Raw genomic sequence first — 19,790 nt, forward strand, 5'->3', positions numbered from 1 at the left:
TCAATCAAGCCCATAGCATCCGGCACAATCCCAAAACCGCGCCTCAACTACACTCTAGATCACTCACCCCAACTCTGCTTTCAAAGCAAGGCACCCCTACCCGCAAGAAATCCTCCCCATCTCCCAGCCCAAAACCTTAATCCCCCAATAAACCCCCTTTAATCGGGAGGCTGCCTGACTGGAGTATTCTGCTGTCGAAAGCAGCCGTTGGCCCTCAGCCTATGCCCAAGTTTATTGTGTACGCTTGCCCCACCGGGGAGTTGGCGAGTCAGGTGCAGCGGTTTTTTGAAGAGAGCCGCCGGGTTTTTGGCCCCAATGCAGCCCATGCCTATATGCCTCATTGCACCCTGCTTAGCTTTTTTGAAGAAACTCCAAACTCGGTGCCGCTCTATACTCAGTCGCTAACGCGGGCCTATAAGCGGGCGTTGCGATCGCAACCTACACCTGCGATCGCTGTGACAGGATTTGCCTTTCGGCCTGACTGGCACGGGCTGGAGCTAGCATCGCCCTGGCTTAGGCAGCTAATGGTCAATTTTGCCTCCACCACACACTCTCCCACCCGTAAAGGCGGACTCCGGTTGAAAGACTGGCTGCACCTGAGCTTAGCCTACGAGTTCTCGCCCGATCAGGCCAAAGGTCTATCTCAAATGGCTACCGAGCTGATCGACCCCGCCGCTGCTGTTACTTGGGAGCTCCGCTACTACCAGAGAAATCAAGACGACCACTGGATCTGTCATCAGGTTTTGCCGCTGACCTAAAGGAGCGTTTACCTGATCCGGGGTTTCTGAATCGCTCGACAGATTTTGAAGGAGCTTTCGCAGCAGCTTTTTATCCTAAAAGACAGATACCGGAGCAATGAGTTTCCTCCGCACAACTCGTCATCCGAGAGATTTCGCTTAGGCAGCCCGTTGTTAAGTTAAAGCCAATCGGCTGTTGAATTCGGTCTGTTGTTGGTGAACCAATACTAAGTTTTCTTAGAAGCTCCCTAAGACAGGCTATAAATCGTAAAAATCACCAAGACTTATCCCCAAGCCTTGGGCAACAGCTCAAGCCCCCAATGCTCGACTCCGTTGCTTCCACACACAGGTACTCACCCATGCAAAGCGATCTCTGTTGGCTGGCGGTTTTAGTTCCAGCTATTGTGCTTAGTCCCGCTGTGGCTCAAGCTAACACTGCAACCGAAGGGGCCAGCAGCCTGATGCCCCTGGAACTGAGAGCTGTTTCAGCCGAGCCCGATACCAACAATCTCACTACGGCAGCTGATCAAATCAATCAATCACTCACCCCTGCAGATACTGGCATAGTGAGTGTCACCGACGAGATGCCATTTCTTAATGATCTGCTGGATGAGAATGGAGACATCGCCCTGCCAATGGGCCTTACTGTCTTCACTACATTGGGAGATCCCTCCATTGGTTTTGGCTCAAACTTCTAATAGCTTGTTAAGACTGTGGTATGAGCAAAATACCGCATTCCCCATCGGCAGCTTTTAGGGACCGGGTAGAGGCTGGGCAACACCTCGCCAAAGCGCTCCTAAAGTACGAACGCCAGCCTCAGACCTGGGTGTTGGCGCTGCCGCGAGGCGGTGTCCCGGTGGGAGCAGAAATTGCTAAGGCCCTCTCTCTGCCGCTAGACGTGTGCCTAGTGCGGAAACTGGGGGTGCCAGGGCAGGCGGAACTGGCAATGGGAGCCATTGCCTCCCACGGGGTGCAAATTCTTAATCACGACATCATCCGGCGCATGAACATTGCTACAGAGGATATCCAGCGTGTAGCAACCGCCGAAGCTGAGGAACTTCAAAGACGCGATCGCACCTACCGCCCCAACAAGCCGCCGCTCGATATCCAGGGTCAGGCCATAATCTTAGTAGACGACGGCATTGCTACAGGCTCTACTCTAAAAGCCGCTATTAGTGTGCTGCGGCAGCAGCAGCCTCAGCGCATCGTGGTGGCCGTGCCGGTCGCGCCTCCCAGCACTGTTGAAGAACTGCGCCAGGAGGTTGACGAAGTTGTTTGTCTAGCCCAGCCTGACCCGCTCTACTCCATCAGCCTGTGGTATGGGCACTTCGACCAAACCAGCGATGAAACCGTCTGTAAACTCCTACAGCAAAACCGCAATAGCCAGCTCAACTAACACCAATTCTTTGAAGTCTAGCTACGGATGGTCTGCACTGGAGGGGCAGGGGCCTGCACCTAGTGCAACGCCTACGGCTCCAACAGAGAGAACTGCTGTGAGCGCAACGATCACACCAACAAATGACCGAAGCTGCTGCCGCTGAGCTGCAGTCCCAAAAACAGCAGAAACAGCGCAAACGCTACCTTGAGCTGTTGTCCGGGCAGCACGTGGGATAGGTGTGTTCCTAACGGTGCTCCCAGCACCGTGAAGGGCGCAACAATCCCCACCGCAGGCCAGTAGACATAACCAGTCGCCAGGGGGATAGCGTCAGTCTGCCCCGCCGTCAGCAAACAGGCCAGCGTGCCAATCAGCGCAATAGGCAGCGTAAAAGAGGCCGAGGTGCCGCTAGCCTGACTGATGGGTAGTCCAGCTAGCAGCAAAAACGGCACGCTAATTGCGCCGCCGCCAATACCCAAAATGCCTGACTTAAAACCGATTGCTATCCCCACTAGAGCCGTCAGCCAGGGCCGAGGGGTGCTCGCTTCCCGAGGCATGACTCGCCAATCTAGCAGCATTTTCAGCGAGACAAACAGCAGAAACAGGCCAAAGACCAGCTCTAGCCAGTCTGTAGAGAGGTGGTTAGCCATCAGGCCGCCCAGGATTACCCCAATCCCGATGAAGCCCATGATGGCGCGAAAAATATGCCAATGCACGTCCCCCCGGCGGTGATGAAACCAGGTCGAAGAGGCGGCAGTAAAAATCATGATGCACATGGAGGTGCCGCCAGCCAAATGCATCAAGGCTGTGTGCGGCAGATCCATCAGGCTGAACAGATAGAACAACCCTGGCACAATCACCATCCCGCCACCAATCCCAAACAGTCCCGACAGCGTTCCTGCAATCAGTCCTAGCCCAGCAAACAAAAGCAGATTCAAGGCGCTATCTATAGCCACTGCGCGCACTCCAAAAGGCTGTTCGCGTTTCTAGCCCATCTGCCCAGAAAAGGGGTATTAAGCCATCTGCCTCTTTGCATTCAAATGCCCATAATTGACGCATTTCTAATTATTAGAAATTGGTCAGAGGTAATACAAATAACATTTGTGAAGAATTGCAACTGTTGCTGTCGCCGCCTTTTTGAGGTGACCGTTTGATAAGCTGAAACGATTGTCAACAGCGCACAGGAGACGCTCATGGGACAGCCGACCCAGGGAGTGATAGCCGCCGGGCACCCACTTACAGCCGCAGCCGGTGCAGACATGCTGCGGCAGGGCGGCAACGCCTTTGATGCCGCTGTTGCTGCCGTATTTACAGCTTGCGTCACAGAGTCGACCTTGACTTCGGTGGCAGGTGGCGGCTTTCTGCTGGCCCATACTGCGGAGGGGGAAGACGTTCTCTTTGACTTTTTTTGCCAGACCCCTGCTGCCAAAAACATTGGCAAACCGCCTGACTTCTACCCCATTCAGGCCAATTTTGGCGATGCAGTGCAGGAGTTTCATGTGGGGCTGGGGTCGATGGCGGTTCCTGGCAACCTGGCCGGACTGCTGACAGTGCATCGTCGCTTGGGCCGACTGCCCTTAGCAGCTGTGGTAGAACCAGCTGTGCACTGGGCCAAACAGGGGGTTGAAATTGACGAATTCCGAGCCTACTGCTTTGAGCTGCTGGCCCCTATTTTGACGGCGACTGCTGGGGCTCGTGCATTCTATGCGCCTCAGGGGCACCTGCTGCGGCAGGGGGATTGTTTGGCCATGCCAGAGTTTGCCGACTTTTTGACTCGGCTGATCAAAGCTGGGCCAGAGGACTTTTACCAGGGTGAACTGGCTCAGCAGATTGTCTATGACTGTCAGCAGGCAGGCGGCTATCTAAGCCTGACAGACCTGCAGAACTATCGAGTGATTGAACGCAAACCCCTAAGCATTCGGTACCGGGGCACGACTCTGCTGACCAACCCGCCTCCCAGTACCGGGGGCACGCTGATTGCCTTTGCCCTGAAGGTGCTGGAGCAGGCTCCTGTAAACTCGCTGCAGCCTGGCAGTCCGGCCTATTTGGCCCTGCTGCGAGAGGCCATGAGCCTGACCAACCAGGCCCGCCGGGATGGGTACGACGCTAATCTTTATCAGGCCAATATTGCCGAGTGGTTCTTAGGAGAATCGCACCTGGCCTACTACCATGACTCCTACCGGGGGGCTGTGAATAAGTGGGGCAGCACTACCCACGTCAGCGTTGTCGATGGGGAGGGCAATGCGGCTAGCGTCACAACCTCTAACGGGGAAGGATCGTCTTACGTTATTCCTGGCACGGGCATTATGGTGAACAATATGTTGGGGGAAGAAGACCTCAACCCGCAGGGATTTCACCAGTGGCAGCCCAACCAGCGAATCTCTTCCATGATGGCTCCGACAATGGTGCTGCAGGGTAATCGACCTCAGCTAGTGATGGGGTCAGGCGGCTCCAACCGCATTCGGACGGCAATTTTGCAGGTTATTCTCAATACCGTTGATTTCGGGATGTCTTTGGAAGAAGCCGTTAGTGCCCCCCGTGTCCATTGGGAGCGCGATACCTTCCACCTAGAGCCGGGGTTTGATCGCGCAGCGCTGGAGGCTGCGAGCGTGGGAATGGCTGACAAAAAGATTTGGTGGCAGCAGCCCAATATGTTCTTTGGCGGTGTTCATTCAGTGGCAATTCAGTCTGACGGTTCGCTTATGGGAGCAGGCGATGCCCGACGTGCGGGTGCGATCGCACAGCCCTAATCGCACAGCCCTGATCGCAATAGCCTCGAACCCATTACCTCAATCACCCCCCTAGCGCTGAAGCTGAAAATGACCGAGCCAGGTATTATCTAGACAGCTTTTTCTGAGTCAAGCCTCATGAATGTTCTGGGTACCGTCATCGGTATTATTGCCTTAGCAATTGCCCCCATCGCCTTTTTGCTCTGGTTCTTCTATACCCGCGACAAGCTCAACCCCGAACCGCGCGGTTTGATTCTCAAAATCTTTCTGCTGGGGATGCTGGCAGCTATTCCCGTCGTGCTGATTCAGTGGTTGCTGCCCCTTCCTCGGTTTTGGGTTGCGATCGCAATTGTGCCAATCGTGGCCGAGATTGCAAAATACTGCATGGTGCGCTGGGGAGCCTACGACTCAGCAGAATTTGACGAACCTGTAGACGGCATCATTTTTGCTGCTGTTGTGGGCTTGGGGTTTGCCACTTTAGAAAATATTGTCGTCTTGCTGCTGACCTACTTCACTGTCACCAGCGTCACCGTTCCTGGATCCGGGCTGCCCTTCTCACCGCTGCAGGCCGTGCTCGATCTTTTTGCCGTCAGAGGACTGCTAGGTGCACTCGGCCACGCCCTCTGGTCTAGCTTCTGGGGCTACGGGTTAGGCTTCACTAAGTTTCCAGATGGCCACTCCAAAGGTCTAGTCGGCAAAGGCCTGCTAGCCGCGATCTTGTCCTACGCCCTCTTCAACGCGCTGGCCCTATCCCCCGGTCTGCTGCCCCGACTGGCCATGGTGCTGCTGCTGGCAATCTCCTGGTTCGCCGTCATGCGAGGCATGGGGCGGGCGCTGGAGATGTCGCCGTTGAGAGAGTGAGGCGGAGAGTAGGAGCAGGGAATCAAGATGGCGTTACTATTTCCCCCGCTTCCCCGCCCCTAATCCACCCTCCCACCCATCCACCCTCCCACCTATCCACCCCTTCACCCATCCACCCCTCACCCCATGCCCCACCCCACCCTAAAACCTGGCCTCCTTCGACGAGTCCACCATATTGCTCTTAATGTGCGCAGCTTAGAGGCATCCCGCCGCTTCTATGGCACGCTGCTGGGCCTTCATGAGCTGACGGGAGAGGACGTTCCCAGCACCTTGAAGGAGCTGGTGGCTAGTGGTAAGGTGGCTAACTTTGTCACGCCTGATGGGACGGTGCTGGACCTGTTTTGCACCCCAGACTTGCTGCCACCTCACCCTGACCCTGAGAAAGCCTTTACTCGGGCGAATCATTTGGCCTTTGACATTGCCCCAGAAGATTTCGATGCTGCCGTAGAGGTGCTGCATCAGCATCAGGTGCCCATTGATCATGGGCCAGTCAGTCGACCGACTGGGCGAGGAATTTACTTCTATGACCCAGACGGTTTTTTGGTTGAGATTCGCTGTGATCCGGCGATGGCAGGGTAGAGCCAGTGGGGAACAGGCCGCATTTTGAGGAACAGAGTCAGGCTCCGCTACTGGAGGCGCTGGCCCAAAGTATTCGGCGGGATCATGCGCCGTTTTATGCGCCGGGGCATAAGCGGGGGCAGGGCACTCCCGCGCCGCTAAAAGCATTGCTGGGGGAATCGGTCTTTAGGGCAGATTTGCCGGAGCTGCCTGAACTGGACAATCTGTTTGCGCCCGAGGGTGCGATCGCACAAGCCCAATCTCTAGCAGCAGCAGCCTTTGGCGCTGAGCAGACCTGGTTTCTAGCCAATGGCTCAACTTGCGGCATCGAGGCAGCGCTGCTGGCGGTCTGTCGGCCTGGTGACAAGATTATTGTGCCTCGCAATGCCCATCAGTCCGTGGTCTCGGCCCTGATTTTGACGGGAGCGGTGCCGGTCTGGGTGCAGCCCTGGGTGGACCCGGACTGGGATTTGGTGCAGGGAGTGGAGGTGGATGCGATCGCACAAGCCCTAGCGGCTCATCCCGACTGCTGCGCTGTTCTTTTAGTTTCGCCGACCTACCAGGGGATCTGCTCCGACATAGCAGCGATTGCGGGTCTGTGCCACGAGCGGCGAATTCCTCTGCTGGTAGACGAAGCTCACGGGCCACATTTTGCCTTTCATCCCGATTTGCCCACCCCGGCCCTGGCTGCCGGCGCTGATTTGGTAGTGCAGTCTACCCACAAGGTGCTATCGGCTTTGACCCAAGCCTCAATGCTGCATGTCCGGTGCGATCGCATTGATCGATCCCGGCTGCAAAAGGCGCTGCAGCTCACCCAGTCCACCAGCCCCAGCTACCTGCTTTTGGCCTCATTAGATGCAGCGCGGCAACAGATGGCCTTGGAGGGTAGAGAGCAAATGGCGGCAGTATTGTCCCTAGCGCAAACTGTGCGAGAGCGGCTGAAAGCGCTGCCCGGTCTGCGTGTGTTTGAGCAGCCGGTAGCAGATAGGGGCTGCTACCAGCTTGATTTGACTCGGCTGACGGTTGAGGTATCTGGTTTGGGTCTTAGCGGGTTTGCTGCCGATGCCCTGCTGCATGAAGAGTTAGGGGTCACCGCCGAGCTGCCAACCCTAAGGCACCTGACCTTCATTCTTAGCCTGGGCAACTCGCCAGCCGATGGCGAGCGGCTGGTGCAGGCGTTGAAAGAACTCAGCCAGCGCTATGACGGCCCGCCATCGGCAGATCACACAGAGGTGCTGGCTGAGTCAAGAGTGGCTGCGGCCATCCAAGTGCCTGACCTGCTGCCTAGAGATGCCTTCTTTGCGGCAGCCGAAACGGTGCCTGCCGCTGAAGCTATTGGTCGCCTGAGTGGCGAGACGCTCTGCCCTTATCCACCAGGCATTCCTCTGGTGCTGCCGGGAGAAGCCATCACAGCACAAGCGCTACAATCCCTACAGTGTATTCGCCAGGCTGGTGGGTATGTGACCGGCTGCGCTGACTCAACGCTCGCTACCCTAACGGTAATTAGGGGTTGAAAAACCTCCCGTCCCAATACTCTTTTCGGCTTGTTTGTATGACTTCCCTGTGGCCCTACGTGACGCCCGGCATTCCCGATGAACTGTTTGAGCAGCTGCCCGGCATTCCACTCACCAGTCGGGAGGTGCGGCTGCTGCTGCTGGGCTACCTGCGGCTCAAGGCCCGGTCTGTGCTGTGGGACGTTGGCGCAGGCACTGGCACCGTGGCTATCGAGGCGGCTCTGCTCTGTCCTCAAGGCCAGGTAGTAGCGGTGGAGCGTGATGAAGAAGTGGCCAGCCTGATCCGCAGAAATTGCGATCTCTTTGGCCTCAAAAATCTAGAGGTCATCGAAGGCATCGCCCCCGACTGCCTGCCCGAGCTGCCCTACGAGCCCGACTGCATCTTAGTAGAGGGGGGTCGGCCCTTAAAAGAAACGCTGCTAGAGTCCTGGCAATACCTGGCTACAGCAGGCCGTCTGGCTGTCACTGCCACCAACCTCGAAACCCTCTATACGGTCTCTGAGACTTTTGCAGCCCTTCGGGTCCGAAATGTAGAAGCTGTCCAGCCTGCCGTCAATCGCCTGGAGTCCCGGGGAAATCATCAAGTGTTTGCAGCTGTGGATCCTATTTTTATTTTGAGTGGGGAAAAGGGGGAATAGGGTGGTGGGCGGAAGGTGACAGAGTAGGCGGGTGATGCGGTAGGAGAGAGACGAGGTAGCAGGGTGAGGAGGGTGAACTTTCTCCACCTATACTAAATAGAGAGCAACACGAAACAGGATTCATTTCTAATCTAAACGCCCTACAGAGCTCAATTCAATGCTCAGCAGGACAGAGATCCCATGGTTCAGCTAACTGTTGCCATCCGGGCCTACAATGCCGCTAGTAGGCTGCCTAAAATTCTTGATTGCCTTCAACGGCAAGTTGTTCCCGCTCATTTAAGCTGGGAAGTGTTGGTAGTAGACAACAACAGCACCGACGACACGCCTCAAATCATTGATCGGGCTAAGCGAGCTGAGCCCCTTCCTTTTACGTTGAAGTATGTTTTGGAAGATCGTCAGGGTGCTGCCTTTGCTCGCCAGCGAGCTTTACTAGAGGCAGGTGCTGACCTGGTTGGCTTTCTAGATGACGATAACTATCCTGCTCCTAACTGGGTCGCTGAGATTTGGGAATTTGGCCAGCAGCACCCAGGGGCAGGCGCGTTTAGCGGCAAGATCTTTGGTGATTTTGAGGTGCCGCCGCCGCCCAATTTTGCCCATATAGCCAGCTATATGGCCTTGATTGATCGAGGAGATCAGCCTTTTTCCTACAGCCTGCGCAAGGACCGAGTTTTACCCCCCGGTGCGGGGCTCGTCATTCGCAAATCTGCCTGGCTCAAAAGTGTGCCCAAGGACTTTTCAATTTCTGGCCCTGTCGGCCATGTCTTGGCCCTCAAAGGCGAAGATATCGAGCTTTTGGGCTGGCTGCGAAAGGCGGGCTGGGAAATTTTGTACAACCCCAACCTGGTGATTTTGCACCATATTCCAGCTTGGCGGCTAGAGCGAGACTACTTGCTGGCGCTAGTTCGCAGTATTGGGTTAGCGCAGCACCTGATTCGCATGCAGCGGCTTCATCAGTGGCAGCGGCCTTTTTTCCTGGCTGGCTATATGACTCACGATTTTCTAAGGATGGTGATTCACTACGCCAAGTACTACCCTGTCTTGAGCAGCGATGTGGTGGCGGCCTGTCAGCTAGAAAAGCTTAGAAGTGCCCTTGTGAGCCCGTTCTATCGCCGGGCGCTGCCCCATCGTCCTGCCTCAGGGCTAGGCTCCCCGCTGCTATGACCCGGCCCATCTTGATCTACCGAGACCAGCTGCTGCCTTACTCCGAAACCTTTATTCAGACTCAGGTTGACAGTCTGCAGCAGTATCAGGGCATCTACGTTGGCACATCGCGGCTAGGCCAGGGCCAGATCTCTATCCCACCGGAGCGCAGCCTTTGCCTGAGTGATGGGGTAGCCCATGCTGGAGTTTGGAAGACGGCCTTGAAGCTGGGTGGCATTATTCACCCCGGTTGGCTGCGGCGCGTGCGGGCAACCTCTGCGCTGCTGGTACACGCTCATTTTGGTCTAGACGCTCTCTGGGCGGCGCGGCTAGCCAGACAGCTGCACCTGCCGCTGATGATTACCTTTCGCGGCAGCGACATCACCGGCATGCAGTTCAGCCGACCCAATAGGCGCGCGCCCCGGCCCCTAGATTTCATTCACCACCGGGGGCAATTTTACCGAGATTTTTACCTGCAGCGACGGCCTGCTTTGTTTCAGGAGGCCAAGATTTGCATTGGGGTTTCTGGCTTTATTTGCGATCGCATGATTCAGGCAGGCTGCCCCGAACAAAAAGCTGTGGTCGTCTACAACGGCATTGACCTGGCAAAGTTTACAGCTCGGCCCGACTGCTCTCGTCAGCCAGTGGTTCTCTTTGTCGGTCGCCTAGTAGAAAAAAAGGGCTGTGAGTATCTGCTGCCAGCGGTGGCTAAACTTCAGGCGACGTGCCCAGAGGCAACGCTGGTGGTGATTGGAGACGGGCCGCGCCGCACCGCGCTAGAGCAAAGGGCACAACAGCTGCTCTCGTCCTACCGCTTTTTAGGGGCACAGCCTCACAGCGTCGTTAGAGACTGGATGAACCGGGCGACTGTGCTGGCTGCCCCTAGCATTACCGCCAGCACCGGCGATTCTGAGGGTTTGCCCAACGTCGTGGTCGAAGCCCAGGCGATGGGTCTGCCGGTAGTGGGCTTTATTCACGCGGGTATCCCAGAAGCCGTGGTAGAGGGCAAAACCGGATTTTTGGTGCCCGAAAAAGCTGTCGAAGCCCTGGCCGATCGCCTCCTGACCCTATTCTCCCAACCTGGCCTCTGGCAGCAGTTTTCTGGCGCTGCTCGCCAGCACGTCGAGCAAAACTTCGACCTGAAGCGCAGCATTGAAAAGCTAGAAGGCCTCTACACCCAGGTCATTGAGGAAGGCAGCCGGGTATGACCAGTCAGGAAGCTCTAAAAACGCCTGTGGTGCTGCTGATCTTCAAGCGCCCCCAAACCACCCAGTTAGTGTTTGAGGCGATCCGGCAGGCGCGGCCCCAAACGCTGCTGATTGTCTCTAACCTGCCCCCTGCAGACAAAGCCGATCAGCTGCAGCAATGCCAGCAGGCTAGGGCCATTGTGGAAGCAGTAGACTGGCCCTGTGAGGTCTTCAGGAACTATGCAGAGACCTACATGAGCTGCAAAGACCGCATAGTCAGCGGCTTGAATTGGGTATTTGCGACCGTGGAGCAGGCCATCATCCTAGAGGACGACTGCGTTCCTGAACCTAGCTTTTTTGGCTACTGTCAGGAGCTGCTGCAGCGCTACGCTAGCGATCAGCGGGTCATGGCCATTACCGGCGACAACTTCAATATCCCGCCCCGGCAAGCCGAGTACAGCTACTCTTTTTCGCGCTACACCCACTTTTGGGGCTGGGCAACTTGGCGGCGGGCCTGGCAGCACTACGATGCTGACATGGCGCTCTGGCCTGAGTTCCGTCAGGCGGGCTGGCTGAGCGATATCTTGCCCGATTCGGCGGCAGTGCGCTGGTGGGACAAGACACTGCAGCAGACCTATGCTGGGCAAAAAGATACTTGGGACTATCAGTGGATTTTTAGCACCTGGGTGCAGGGAGCGCACTGCATTGTGCCCTGCGTGAATTTGGTCACTAACCTGGGCTTTGGAGCCGATGCTGCCCACAACCGAGATCAGTTTGACTGGCGAGCAAAGCTACTCACCCAGCCAATCGCACTGCCGCTGCGCCATCCACCTGTGTTGCGGGCCGATGTATGGTGCGATCGCATTCTTCAAAGCCGCTACTACGGCTACATCGCCCAAAAACAAAGCCGCCCCCTGCCCTACCGCATCCGCCGCAAGCTCCACAGAGCCAGAATGCTAATTCAGCAGCACCAAGCGCAGGGTGCCACAGAGCCTTTGTCAGAGCTGCTCAGGCGGATTCTTAAAGAGTAAATTGGCTCAATAGACTGGCTTTAGCATTTTGGCCCTAAGGTGTCTGGAGAAACGCCAGCAGCCGCTGCGGCGAAGACAAATCTCCGGCAATCCGTCGCCGAGGCTCGGGCCACACCCGCACCAGCGTAGGCGTGACTGAGATTTGGTCAGCCTCAGCCTGTTCAGGGTGCTGGGTAACGTCGATGAGTTTCAGCGTGTAGGGCTGCTTGAGCACGCTCTCAAACGTGGTGTAGAGCACCCGCAGCAAATTCTCGGCAGAGGCCGCTGCCGAACCGCTGACAAAAAGGCGAAAGGCTAGCGGCTCAGCCGAAGTGGGTGCATTAGTCAAAGACTGGTCTATGACGGGCATTGCCAGCGATGGCGGCTCCAACCTGCCCCGATCGGCTTGAACAATTAGATCGTGGCACTCCCAAAGCTGGGGAAACTGGGCTCGATGCGTCTCCAGCAGCACTGGAGAGCCAGTTTCGGGTGAAGTATAGACCGGCTGCCACTGAGCTTCTACCGCAAACACTGCGTTGAGCAGGGCTCTAAAGCGCAAGACTCGGGGATACGCTTCGGCCACCATCACCAGTTGCCCTGAGGTCGGATCAATCCAGCGATCGACGGTGGCTGTGTAGGACGGCAGCAAAAAGTAAGGTGGATCAGACAGGGCCAGCTGATCCTGCAGCGTTGCACAGAGATCTAGATGCCAGCGGGTTCGCTTTTGCTTATCTAGGCAATAAACTAGGTCGCCCCCAGGGGTAAACAGGGCAATGCCCTTGAATACCTGGGGGCTAGTAGAGGTCACAGGAGAATCAGTCAACCTTAGACACGCCCGCGCAGAATCTGAGCCATCTCATTCTGCTTGGGCGACATTTCTAGAGCGGTTTCTTCAGTGATACGTCCGGCTTCATAAAGGGCATAAAGCGACTGGTTCATGGTGCACATACCGTCAAAGGTACACTTCGGAATCAGCGCCTCGACTTCATCGAGCTGACCCCGCAAAATGTAGTCCTTGATCGCGTCTGTGTTGAGCAAGATGTCGTGGAATGCCGCTCGCTTACCGTCGGTCGTTCGGCACAACCCCTGGGCAATAACGGCGACTAGAGACTCTGCCAGCGACACCCGCACTGGGGCCTGCTGCTCTGGCTCATACAGGTTGAGAATCCGCTCCACCGTCTTGACAGCGCTGTTGGTGTGTAGGGTGCCCATGACTAGGTGTCCGGTCTGAGCCGCTTTAAGCGCCGTATTGACCGTCTCCTTGTCCCGCATTTCACCCACCAGAATGATGTCTGGGTCTTCCCGCAGAGATGCCTTCAGCGCGTTGTCAAACTTCAGGGTGTGCATGCCCACTTCCCGCTGTTTGATTAGCGATCGCTTACTGCTGTGGACAAATTCCACCGGGTCTTCAATGGTGATGATGTTTTTAGGCATCTCTGCATTGATGTAGTCAATCATCGCTGCCAGGGTGGTGGACTTACCCGAACCCGTTGGCCCTGTCACCAGCACCAGACCCTTGTGGTAGTGGCACACATCGCGGAAAACCGGCGGAAAGCCGAGCTGATCCAGCGTCAAAATCTTCACCGGAATCAGACGGAGCACCAGCGCGGGTCCCCGCAGGGTGTCAAAGACGTTGATCCGGATCCGGGTGAAGTCGTATTGGGCGGCCCCGTCAAAGTCCATCGTCTGCTTGAATTCCTGAATTTGCTCAGGCTTCATGATTTCAGAGAGCCAGCCATAAAAGGTGGCTTCGTCGGTCACAGGATAGTCTGTGGTGGAGATCTCCCCTCGCTCTCTAAAGCGGGGCACCTCACCCACCCCTAAGTGAACGTCTGAAAACCCTTTGTCAAAGGCTTCCCGTACAATCCGCTCCAGCGTTAGCCCAGAGCCGACCTTAATGTTGCTCGGCCCTTTGGGCATCGGTGGCGGGGCAGCAGGCCGATGTCCGGCAGGCGCTCCGGGATTGGCGCTGGCGCGAGGGGGCGGTGGTGGCGGGGGAGCGGGATGGGGAGCAGGGTTACGGGGTAACTCACTCATAGAGCGCCTCTGTATAAGAAGTATGCTGGCAGGTCGGCTAACCGGTGACTCAAAAGAATTATTGACCGGGTTGTCCTTTAATGATCCATAGATTGCCCAAATCTTCAAGATAGGCTATCGCTAAATTGTCAGAATCTCACCCAACAAATTCTATTCAAGCGAATTGAGCAGGCTTTTTGCGAGAGATGTGAGGAGTAATTCTTGCGGGGCTCGATTGGGGTGCTCGATGGGGCGCTGGAAGGAAACAAAAACCCCTGCTCGGTTGTTCCTATTGCTTGTGTGGGGGTGCGATCGCAACTCAAAGACTGCCCTAGGTAGAGGACTCGTTTGTGCTAGATTAGAAAAGTTGTCTAAATCGCACATCCGGAGTTTCGGGTGTCTCTGACAGAGATACTTCCGGATGGAGGATAAACCCGAAAGGAGCTAAATATGCCTGTTGTTACTCTGCCCGAACTGCTAGAGTCTGGGGTCCACTTTGGGCACCAAACCCGCCGCTGGAATCCTAAGATGGCTCCGTACATCTTTACCTCGCGGAACGGGGTTCACATCATTGACCTGGTACAAACCGCCAAGCTAATCGAAGAAGCTTATGGCTTCGTTCGTAGATCTGCTGAGCAAGGCCAGAAATTTCTGTTTGTCGGCACCAAGCGACAGGCGGCTGGTATTGTTGCACAAGAAGCGAGCCGTTGCGGTTCCCACTATATCAACCAGCGATGGCTGGGAGGTATGCTCACCAACTGGACGACAATCAAGTCCCGCGTGGAGCGCCTCAAAGAACTAGAGCGCATGGAAGAAACGGGAGCCATTGCCCTGCGCCCCAAGAAAGAGGCGGCGGTGCTGCGGCGGGAAATGGAGAAGCTGCAAAAATACCTAGGCGGCATCAAAGCGATGCGCGGGGTTCCTGATGTAGCCATCATTGTTGATATCCGCCGGGAGTACAACGCGGTGCAGGAATGCCACAAGCTAGGCATTCCGATCATCTCGCTGCTAGACACCAACTGCGACCCTGATCTGGTTGATGTGCCCATTCCCGGTAACGACGATGCCATTCGCTCCATCAAGCTAATTCTCGGCAAGCTAGCAGATGCCATCTACGAAGGTTCTGGTGGCCAAGGTCGAGGTGACGGCGATGACATCTATGATGAGTACGATGGGGCCGATGATGACTTCGATTACGATGAGGTCGATTATCCCGCTGACAATGAGGATGGAGATAACGGCTAAGCGTCGGCCCCTTCAGGTCACTAGCTAAAGCTCTGTATTGTCCGCTTTGAAGGTTAGCGCGTTAGGAAGTTAAGTCATCATGGCAGAGATTTCTGCAAAATTAGTTAAGGAGCTGCGCGAGGCGACTGGCGCAGGCATGATGGATTGCAAAAAAGCACTCCTGGAAAACGACGGTGACAAGGAAAAAGCCAGTGAGTGGCTGCGCCAGAAAGGTATCTCTTCGGCCTCTAAAAAAGAAGGTCGAGTAGCTGCTGAAGGTCTGGTGGAGAGCTACATTCACACGGGTGGACGCGTAGGTGTGCTGGTCGAAATCAACTGTGAAACAGACTTCGTAGCTCGCCGTGACGAGTTCAAAGCTCTAGTGAAGGATGTGGCTATGCAGATTGCTGCCTGTCCTAACGTTGAGTACGTGAAGACCAGCGACATCCCTGCCGACATGGTGGAAAAGGAAAAAGCAATCGAAATGGGCCGCGATGATCTGTCTAACAAGCCAGAAAACATCCGGGCCAAAATCGTTGAGGGCCGCATTGAAAAGCGCCTCAAAGAGCTTTCTCTGATGGATCAGCCCTTCATCAAAGACCAGAACATCACCGTTGAAGAACTGGTCAAGCAAAGCGTTTCTCAGTTGGGTGAAAACATCCAGGTTCGTCGCTTCTCCCGGTTTGTCCTCGGTGAAGGCATTGAGAAGGAAGAGAGCAACTTTGCAGAGGAAGTTGCTGCTCAAACAGGTCAAAAGTAGGGAAACCTACAGGCCAAACGGCAATCTTAGGTTGCTGCTTGGGGACAGTTAGATAAAGAGGCTCTTTTTTCTAACTTGCAGGTGTTGGGGCAGGCTTCCAAAAAGCCTGCCCTTCACTTTTATAGCGTTGCTTAAAAAGAAGACCCAGTCAGCAAAAGAAGACCCAGTCAGCTTCCCATAACTGACAAACTCGCTCAAGAACGGGATAGAACCCGCTATCCTGTAGGGAGGCCGAGGCTAGGAAATGGATGCAAGCAATGGCCTCAAGGCTTCTTCAGATTTCTCTGATCGTCATACAGCAAACGGCTTATGGTAGGCACGGTCGAACAAATCCGCAAAGATCTGGCAGTACTGGAAACAGCTACTGCAACTTTAGCTGAGGAGTTCAAAACGCTCTACGAAAACTACCTGAAGATGTTGGGCAAGGCGGCCCGGCGGCAGCTAATCTTAGCTGGCTATCATCTTTGTACCCAGGCATACCCTGAGGCGTTTCTGCGGCTTTCTTTAAGTCAGCGGCAAAAGCTGCAGGAGGCGCTGCGAACGTTGGCCAACGACGTGCAAAACCGCCTATCTACTCTGATGGAGACAAATTTAGAGAGCCTGCAAAGTGCCTTAGCTGTAGCCGAATCGGCTCAAGCTCTCTCTGGCGGCAGCAACAAAGTAGGGATAGCTGAAATGTCCTTGGCCCCAGCAGAGGATGCTCCTGAGGGGACCAATGCGGCTTTGCCCGAGGCAGAGGCTAGTCAGACTGGGGGCACCGCTTTAAACGAGTCGGTTAGCGCTGAAGACAACCCCGAGGACAATACTGAAGACAACCCCGAGGATGACACCGAGATCTCGGATATGCCAATGGTGCGAGCCCTGCTGATGAATGCCGTTTTGGAGGCGATGGACCCAGACTTGGCTGAGGCAGATGAGTCGGATCAACCCATGACGCCCGCTCGATTGATGAAGCGGCACTTCTTGCTGGAGCAGCGCCTGCGGATGGTGCTGCAGCGGGTGTCGAATGGCACTAATCGACTGCTGCAAAGGGCTCAGATGCTGCCCGATCTGCCTGAGGCGTTGTTAGCAGCGGCAACAGAGGCAGATATTCCCTTAGAAAAAGCAGCCTCTGCTCCTAACCTGCTCAATGTGCTGGTGGAGATAGCTCGCGATGGCGGTTCAGAAACAGCAGATGAGGACGATGAGGACGAAGACGATAGAAGCGTCTTGTCAGAAGAGGAGTTAGACGAAGCTGGCAACGAACGCGACGTAACCCATCTAGTAGCGATACACCTGCGGCTGTCTGATATTGAATTTGCCGATGCTCAGGCATCTCTGTGGCGCAGTAAGCTGCGAGAGGCCGTTGGTAAGCTAAAGCAGCTCGGCAGCCGTTACCAGAAAAAGCAGCGGGAACTTGCGATCGCAGAAGCCGAACTAGCCTGGCGCTCTACCTGGTACGATGAAGCGCCCCGAGAGGAGCCGCAAGAGGAGCCGTCTGGGGGAGAATGAGCTTCTATGACAGACAGCCCTACGCCTACCCCTGACTGGCTGCGCCTGCAAAAAGCTCTCTCTCTGGAAGCCGATCGGGGCTTCAACAATCTGGAGGGCAAACAGCAGCGCTTTAATGAGTTTTTGCAGGACAATCTGCGCTGCCCTCCCGCTCAGCTGCCAGGGACTGAGCAAGCGCGGTGGACCGGCTTGGCCGAAAAATTTACTCAGTACAGCGAGCTGAGCTTTGCCCAGCGCCAGCACCTAGTTGCAGACGCCCGCCGAACCCTCTACGAAACCCGGCGAACTCTGGAAAGCCAGCTAGAAAAAGCAAGCAGTGGTGCTCCTGGGGCTGCAAAAAAGACTCAGGCCGAAGGCCGCACTCGCTCCCCCAAGACGACAGAGCTCACAGCTGCGGCTGCCGCAGCTAACGGCCGCAAGCCCACTTTAGAACAGGCGGTAACTTACCTTAAAGGAATTGGGCCCAAAAACGGGGAACGACTGGCTAAGCTCGGCCTGTGGACTGTGCAGGATATCCTTTACTACTACCCCCGCGACCACATTGACTACGCCAAACAGGTCAAAATCGCGGCCCTAGAGCCAGGGGAAACGGTCACGGTCGTAGGTAACGTCAAGCGCATCAACTGTTTTACCAGTCCCCGCAACGCCAAGCTGACCATCTTTGAACTAATGCTAGAGGATGGCAGCGGTCGCCTAAAGCTGAGCCGCTTTTATGCCGGTAGCCGCTATAGCAACGTATCTTGGCAGCAGCGCCAAAAGCGAGAGTTTCCGATGGGCGCAGTGGTGGCGGCCTCGGGGTTGGTGAAGGAGAGCAAGTTTGGCCTGACGCTAGAAGACCCAGATCTGGAAGTTTTAGAAGGCTCTGGCGGTGCCATTGAGTCGTTGACTATTGGCCGGGTAGTGCCGGTTTATCCGCTTACCGAAGGGGTGTCGGCAGATTTGATTCGGCGGGCGGTAGTGGCCGCTCTGCCTGCGGTGGCTGAGCTAAAGGAGCCGCTGCCGGTGGACCTGCGCCAGCAGTATGGCCTGACGGGGTTGGGGGATGCGATCGCACAAATCCATTTCCCTGATGATGCCGACAAACTGGCCGCTGCTCGCCGCCGCCTCGTGTTCGACGAATTTTTCTATTTGCAGCTGGGTCTGCTGCGCCGCCGGTTAGAACAGCAGCAGCAGCAAACCACCGTTGCCCTAGCTCCCACTGGGGCGCTGATCGACACCTTTTACGAAGTGCTTCCCTTTGATCTGACTGGGGCGCAGCAGCGAGTAGTCAACGACATTCTGGCCGACCTGCAGCGATCCATTCCGATGAATCGTTTGGTGCAGGGCGATGTCGGTTCCGGTAAAACGGTGGTGGCCGTGATCGCCATTCTGGCAGCGATTCAGGCGGGCTATCAGGGGGCGTTGATGGCTCCTACGGAGGTACTGGCAGAGCAGCACTACCGTAAGCTGGTGAGCTGGTTTACCCAGCTGCACCTGCCGGTGGAGCTGCTGACGGGGTCAACCAAGGCTGCTAAGCGGCGAGCTATTTTCTCAGAACTGGCTACTGGGCAGCTGCCCGTCCTAGTCGGCACCCATGCTCTGATTGAAGATCCGGTGCAGTTTCAGAGCTTGGGCTTAGTGGTGATTGACGAGCAGCACCGCTTTGGCGTGCAGCAGCGGGCTAGACTCCAGCAGAAAGGCCCCAACCCTCACGTGCTCACGCTGACGGCAACCCCCATTCCCCGCACCCTGGCTCTGACCCTACACGGCGATCTAGACGTGAGCCAGATCGATGAACTGCCGCCAGGCCGTAAGGCAATTCAGACGACGCTGCTAACGGGGCGCGATCGCAACCATGCCTACGACCTAGTGCGCCGAGAAGTGGCCCAGGGCCGCCAGGTCTACGTGGTGCTGCCCCTAGTCGAAGAGTCAGAAAAGCTCGACCTCAAATCTGCCACCGAAGAACACCAGCGGCTGTCCGAAGTGATCTTTCCAGAGTTCAAGGTGGGCCTGCTGCACGGGCGCATGTCTTCGGCTGAAAAAGATCGGGCCATTACTGAATTTCGCGATGGCAAAACCCACATCCTAGTCTCTACCACTGTGGTAGAGGTCGGCGTCGATGTGCCCAACGCTTCTGTAATGCTGATTGAACACGCCGAGCGCTTTGGCCTTTCCCAACTGCACCAGCTGCGCGGTCGAGTGGGCCGAGGCGCAGCCCAGTCCTACTGTTTGCTGATGAGCGCCAGCCGCAGCGAAGTGTCTCTGCAGCGGCTTAAAGTGCTAGAGCAGTCCCAGGATGGCTTTTTCATTGCTGAGATGGATCTACGCTTTCGAGGCCCAGGGGAAGTGCTCGGCACCCGCCAATCGGGTCTGCCCGACTTTGCCCTGGCCAGCTTAGTAGAAGACCAGGACGTGCTAGAACAGGCCCGCACCGCTGCAGAAGCCCTGCTCAAAGAAGACAAAACCCTTGAACTCTGGCCCCGCCTCAAAGCAGAACTCGATCGCCGCTATCAAAAGCTCATGGGCGGCACAATTTTGACCTGACCCGACTACGCATCCAACCTAGAAACG

General features: G+C 56.1%; 18 protein-coding genes. 15 read left to right on the forward strand and 3 right to left on the reverse strand.

What is annotated here, in order from left to right; all coding sequences use genetic code 11:
- The first annotated feature begins 221 nt into the window (after window positions 1-221).
- From H6G13_RS13685 to H6G13_RS13695, 3 genes are all read left to right on the forward strand, one after another.
- A complete protein-coding gene (locus H6G13_RS13685; protein WP_190483766.1) occupies window positions 222-758 on the forward strand; it encodes a hypothetical protein in 537 nt (178 codons plus the stop codon).
- A 338-nt stretch (window positions 759-1,096) separates the two neighbouring features.
- The gene (locus H6G13_RS13690; protein WP_190483767.1) at window positions 1,097-1,435 is read left to right on the forward strand and encodes a hypothetical protein; all 339 of its coding nucleotides are present in this window, start codon (window positions 1,097-1,099) and stop codon (window positions 1,433-1,435) included.
- A gap of 20 nt (window positions 1,436-1,455) precedes the next feature.
- Entirely contained in the window at window positions 1,456-2,133 is a 678-nt protein-coding gene (locus H6G13_RS13695; RefSeq protein WP_190483768.1) for a phosphoribosyltransferase, read from the forward strand.
- A gap of 110 nt (window positions 2,134-2,243) precedes the next feature.
- Here H6G13_RS13695 and H6G13_RS13700 read toward each other — a convergent pair whose 3' ends face one another.
- Complete coding sequence (locus tag H6G13_RS13700) at window positions 2,244-3,068, reverse strand: sulfite exporter TauE/SafE family protein (protein WP_347277478.1); 825 nt, start codon at window positions 3,066-3,068, stop codon at window positions 2,244-2,246.
- Window positions 3,069-3,305: 237 nt separating this feature from the next.
- On the opposite strand from H6G13_RS13700, the gene ggt reads away from it, so the two are divergent.
- From ggt to H6G13_RS13740, 8 genes are all read left to right on the forward strand, one after another.
- Window positions 3,306-4,862 carry a gamma-glutamyltransferase gene (gene ggt, locus H6G13_RS13705; protein WP_190483769.1) on the forward strand — a complete coding sequence of 519 codons (1,557 nt, stop codon included), beginning with the start codon at window positions 3,306-3,308 and terminating at the stop codon, window positions 4,860-4,862.
- A 117-nt stretch (window positions 4,863-4,979) separates the two neighbouring features.
- The gene (locus tag H6G13_RS13710; RefSeq protein WP_190483770.1) at window positions 4,980-5,702 is read left to right on the forward strand and encodes a PrsW family intramembrane metalloprotease; all 723 of its coding nucleotides are present in this window, start codon (window positions 4,980-4,982) and stop codon (window positions 5,700-5,702) included.
- 126 nt (window positions 5,703-5,828) lie between these two features.
- On the forward strand, window positions 5,829-6,281 hold the full coding sequence (locus H6G13_RS13715) for a VOC family protein (protein ID WP_190483771.1): 453 nt from the start codon (window positions 5,829-5,831) through the stop codon (window positions 6,279-6,281).
- Window positions 6,282-6,286: 5 nt separating this feature from the next.
- A complete protein-coding gene (locus tag H6G13_RS13720) occupies window positions 6,287-7,774 on the forward strand; it encodes an aminotransferase class I/II-fold pyridoxal phosphate-dependent enzyme (RefSeq protein ID WP_190483772.1) in 1,488 nt (495 codons plus the stop codon).
- Window positions 7,775-7,812: 38 nt separating this feature from the next.
- Complete coding sequence (cbiT, locus tag H6G13_RS13725) at window positions 7,813-8,412, forward strand: precorrin-6Y C5,15-methyltransferase subunit CbiT (protein WP_190483773.1); 600 nt, start codon at window positions 7,813-7,815, stop codon at window positions 8,410-8,412.
- 180 nt (window positions 8,413-8,592) lie between these two features.
- The gene (gene hpsE / locus H6G13_RS13730) at window positions 8,593-9,573 is read left to right on the forward strand and encodes a hormogonium polysaccharide biosynthesis glycosyltransferase HpsE (RefSeq protein ID WP_190483774.1); all 981 of its coding nucleotides are present in this window, start codon (window positions 8,593-8,595) and stop codon (window positions 9,571-9,573) included.
- On the forward strand, window positions 9,570-10,760 hold the full coding sequence (locus H6G13_RS13735; protein WP_190483775.1) for a glycosyltransferase: 1,191 nt from the start codon (window positions 9,570-9,572) through the stop codon (window positions 10,758-10,760). The genes hpsE and H6G13_RS13735 overlap by 4 nt, the downstream gene beginning before the upstream one ends.
- Window positions 10,757-11,770: a glycosyltransferase family 2 protein gene (locus H6G13_RS13740; protein ID WP_190483776.1), complete on the forward strand. Its 1,014-nt coding sequence runs from the start codon at window positions 10,757-10,759 to the stop codon at window positions 11,768-11,770. Before H6G13_RS13735 ends, H6G13_RS13740 begins: the two co-directional genes overlap by 4 nt.
- 34 nt (window positions 11,771-11,804) lie before the next feature.
- Here H6G13_RS13740 and H6G13_RS13745 read toward each other — a convergent pair whose 3' ends face one another.
- Both H6G13_RS13745 and H6G13_RS13750 read right to left on the reverse strand, forming a co-directional pair.
- Complete coding sequence (locus tag H6G13_RS13745) at window positions 11,805-12,557, reverse strand: circadian clock KaiB family protein (RefSeq protein ID WP_347277479.1); 753 nt, start codon at window positions 12,555-12,557, stop codon at window positions 11,805-11,807.
- 17 nt (window positions 12,558-12,574) lie between these two features.
- The gene (locus H6G13_RS13750; protein ID WP_190483778.1) at window positions 12,575-13,786 is read right to left on the reverse strand and encodes a type IV pilus twitching motility protein PilT; all 1,212 of its coding nucleotides are present in this window, start codon (window positions 13,784-13,786) and stop codon (window positions 12,575-12,577) included.
- A gap of 429 nt (window positions 13,787-14,215) precedes the next feature.
- Between H6G13_RS13750 and rpsB the strand changes: the two genes are divergently transcribed.
- From rpsB to recG, 4 genes are all read left to right on the forward strand, one after another.
- Complete coding sequence (rpsB, locus tag H6G13_RS13755) at window positions 14,216-15,010, forward strand: 30S ribosomal protein S2 (RefSeq protein WP_190483779.1); 795 nt, start codon at window positions 14,216-14,218, stop codon at window positions 15,008-15,010.
- 79 nt (window positions 15,011-15,089) lie between these two features.
- Window positions 15,090-15,749 (forward strand): translation elongation factor Ts, encoded by a 660-nt coding sequence (tsf, locus tag H6G13_RS13760; protein WP_190483780.1) that lies wholly within the window; start codon window positions 15,090-15,092, stop codon window positions 15,747-15,749.
- A 309-nt stretch (window positions 15,750-16,058) separates the two neighbouring features.
- Complete coding sequence (locus H6G13_RS13765; protein ID WP_190483781.1) at window positions 16,059-17,240, forward strand: hypothetical protein; 1,182 nt, start codon at window positions 16,059-16,061, stop codon at window positions 17,238-17,240.
- Between the two features lie 6 nt (window positions 17,241-17,246).
- Entirely contained in the window at window positions 17,247-19,763 is a 2,517-nt protein-coding gene (gene recG / locus H6G13_RS13770; RefSeq protein WP_190483782.1) for an ATP-dependent DNA helicase RecG, read from the forward strand.
- Window positions 19,764-19,790: the final 27 nt, after the last annotated feature.

This window comes from Pseudanabaena sp. FACHB-2040, assembly GCF_014696715.1.
Classification (GTDB): domain Bacteria; phylum Cyanobacteriota; class Cyanobacteriia; order Phormidesmidales; family Phormidesmidaceae; genus JACVSF01.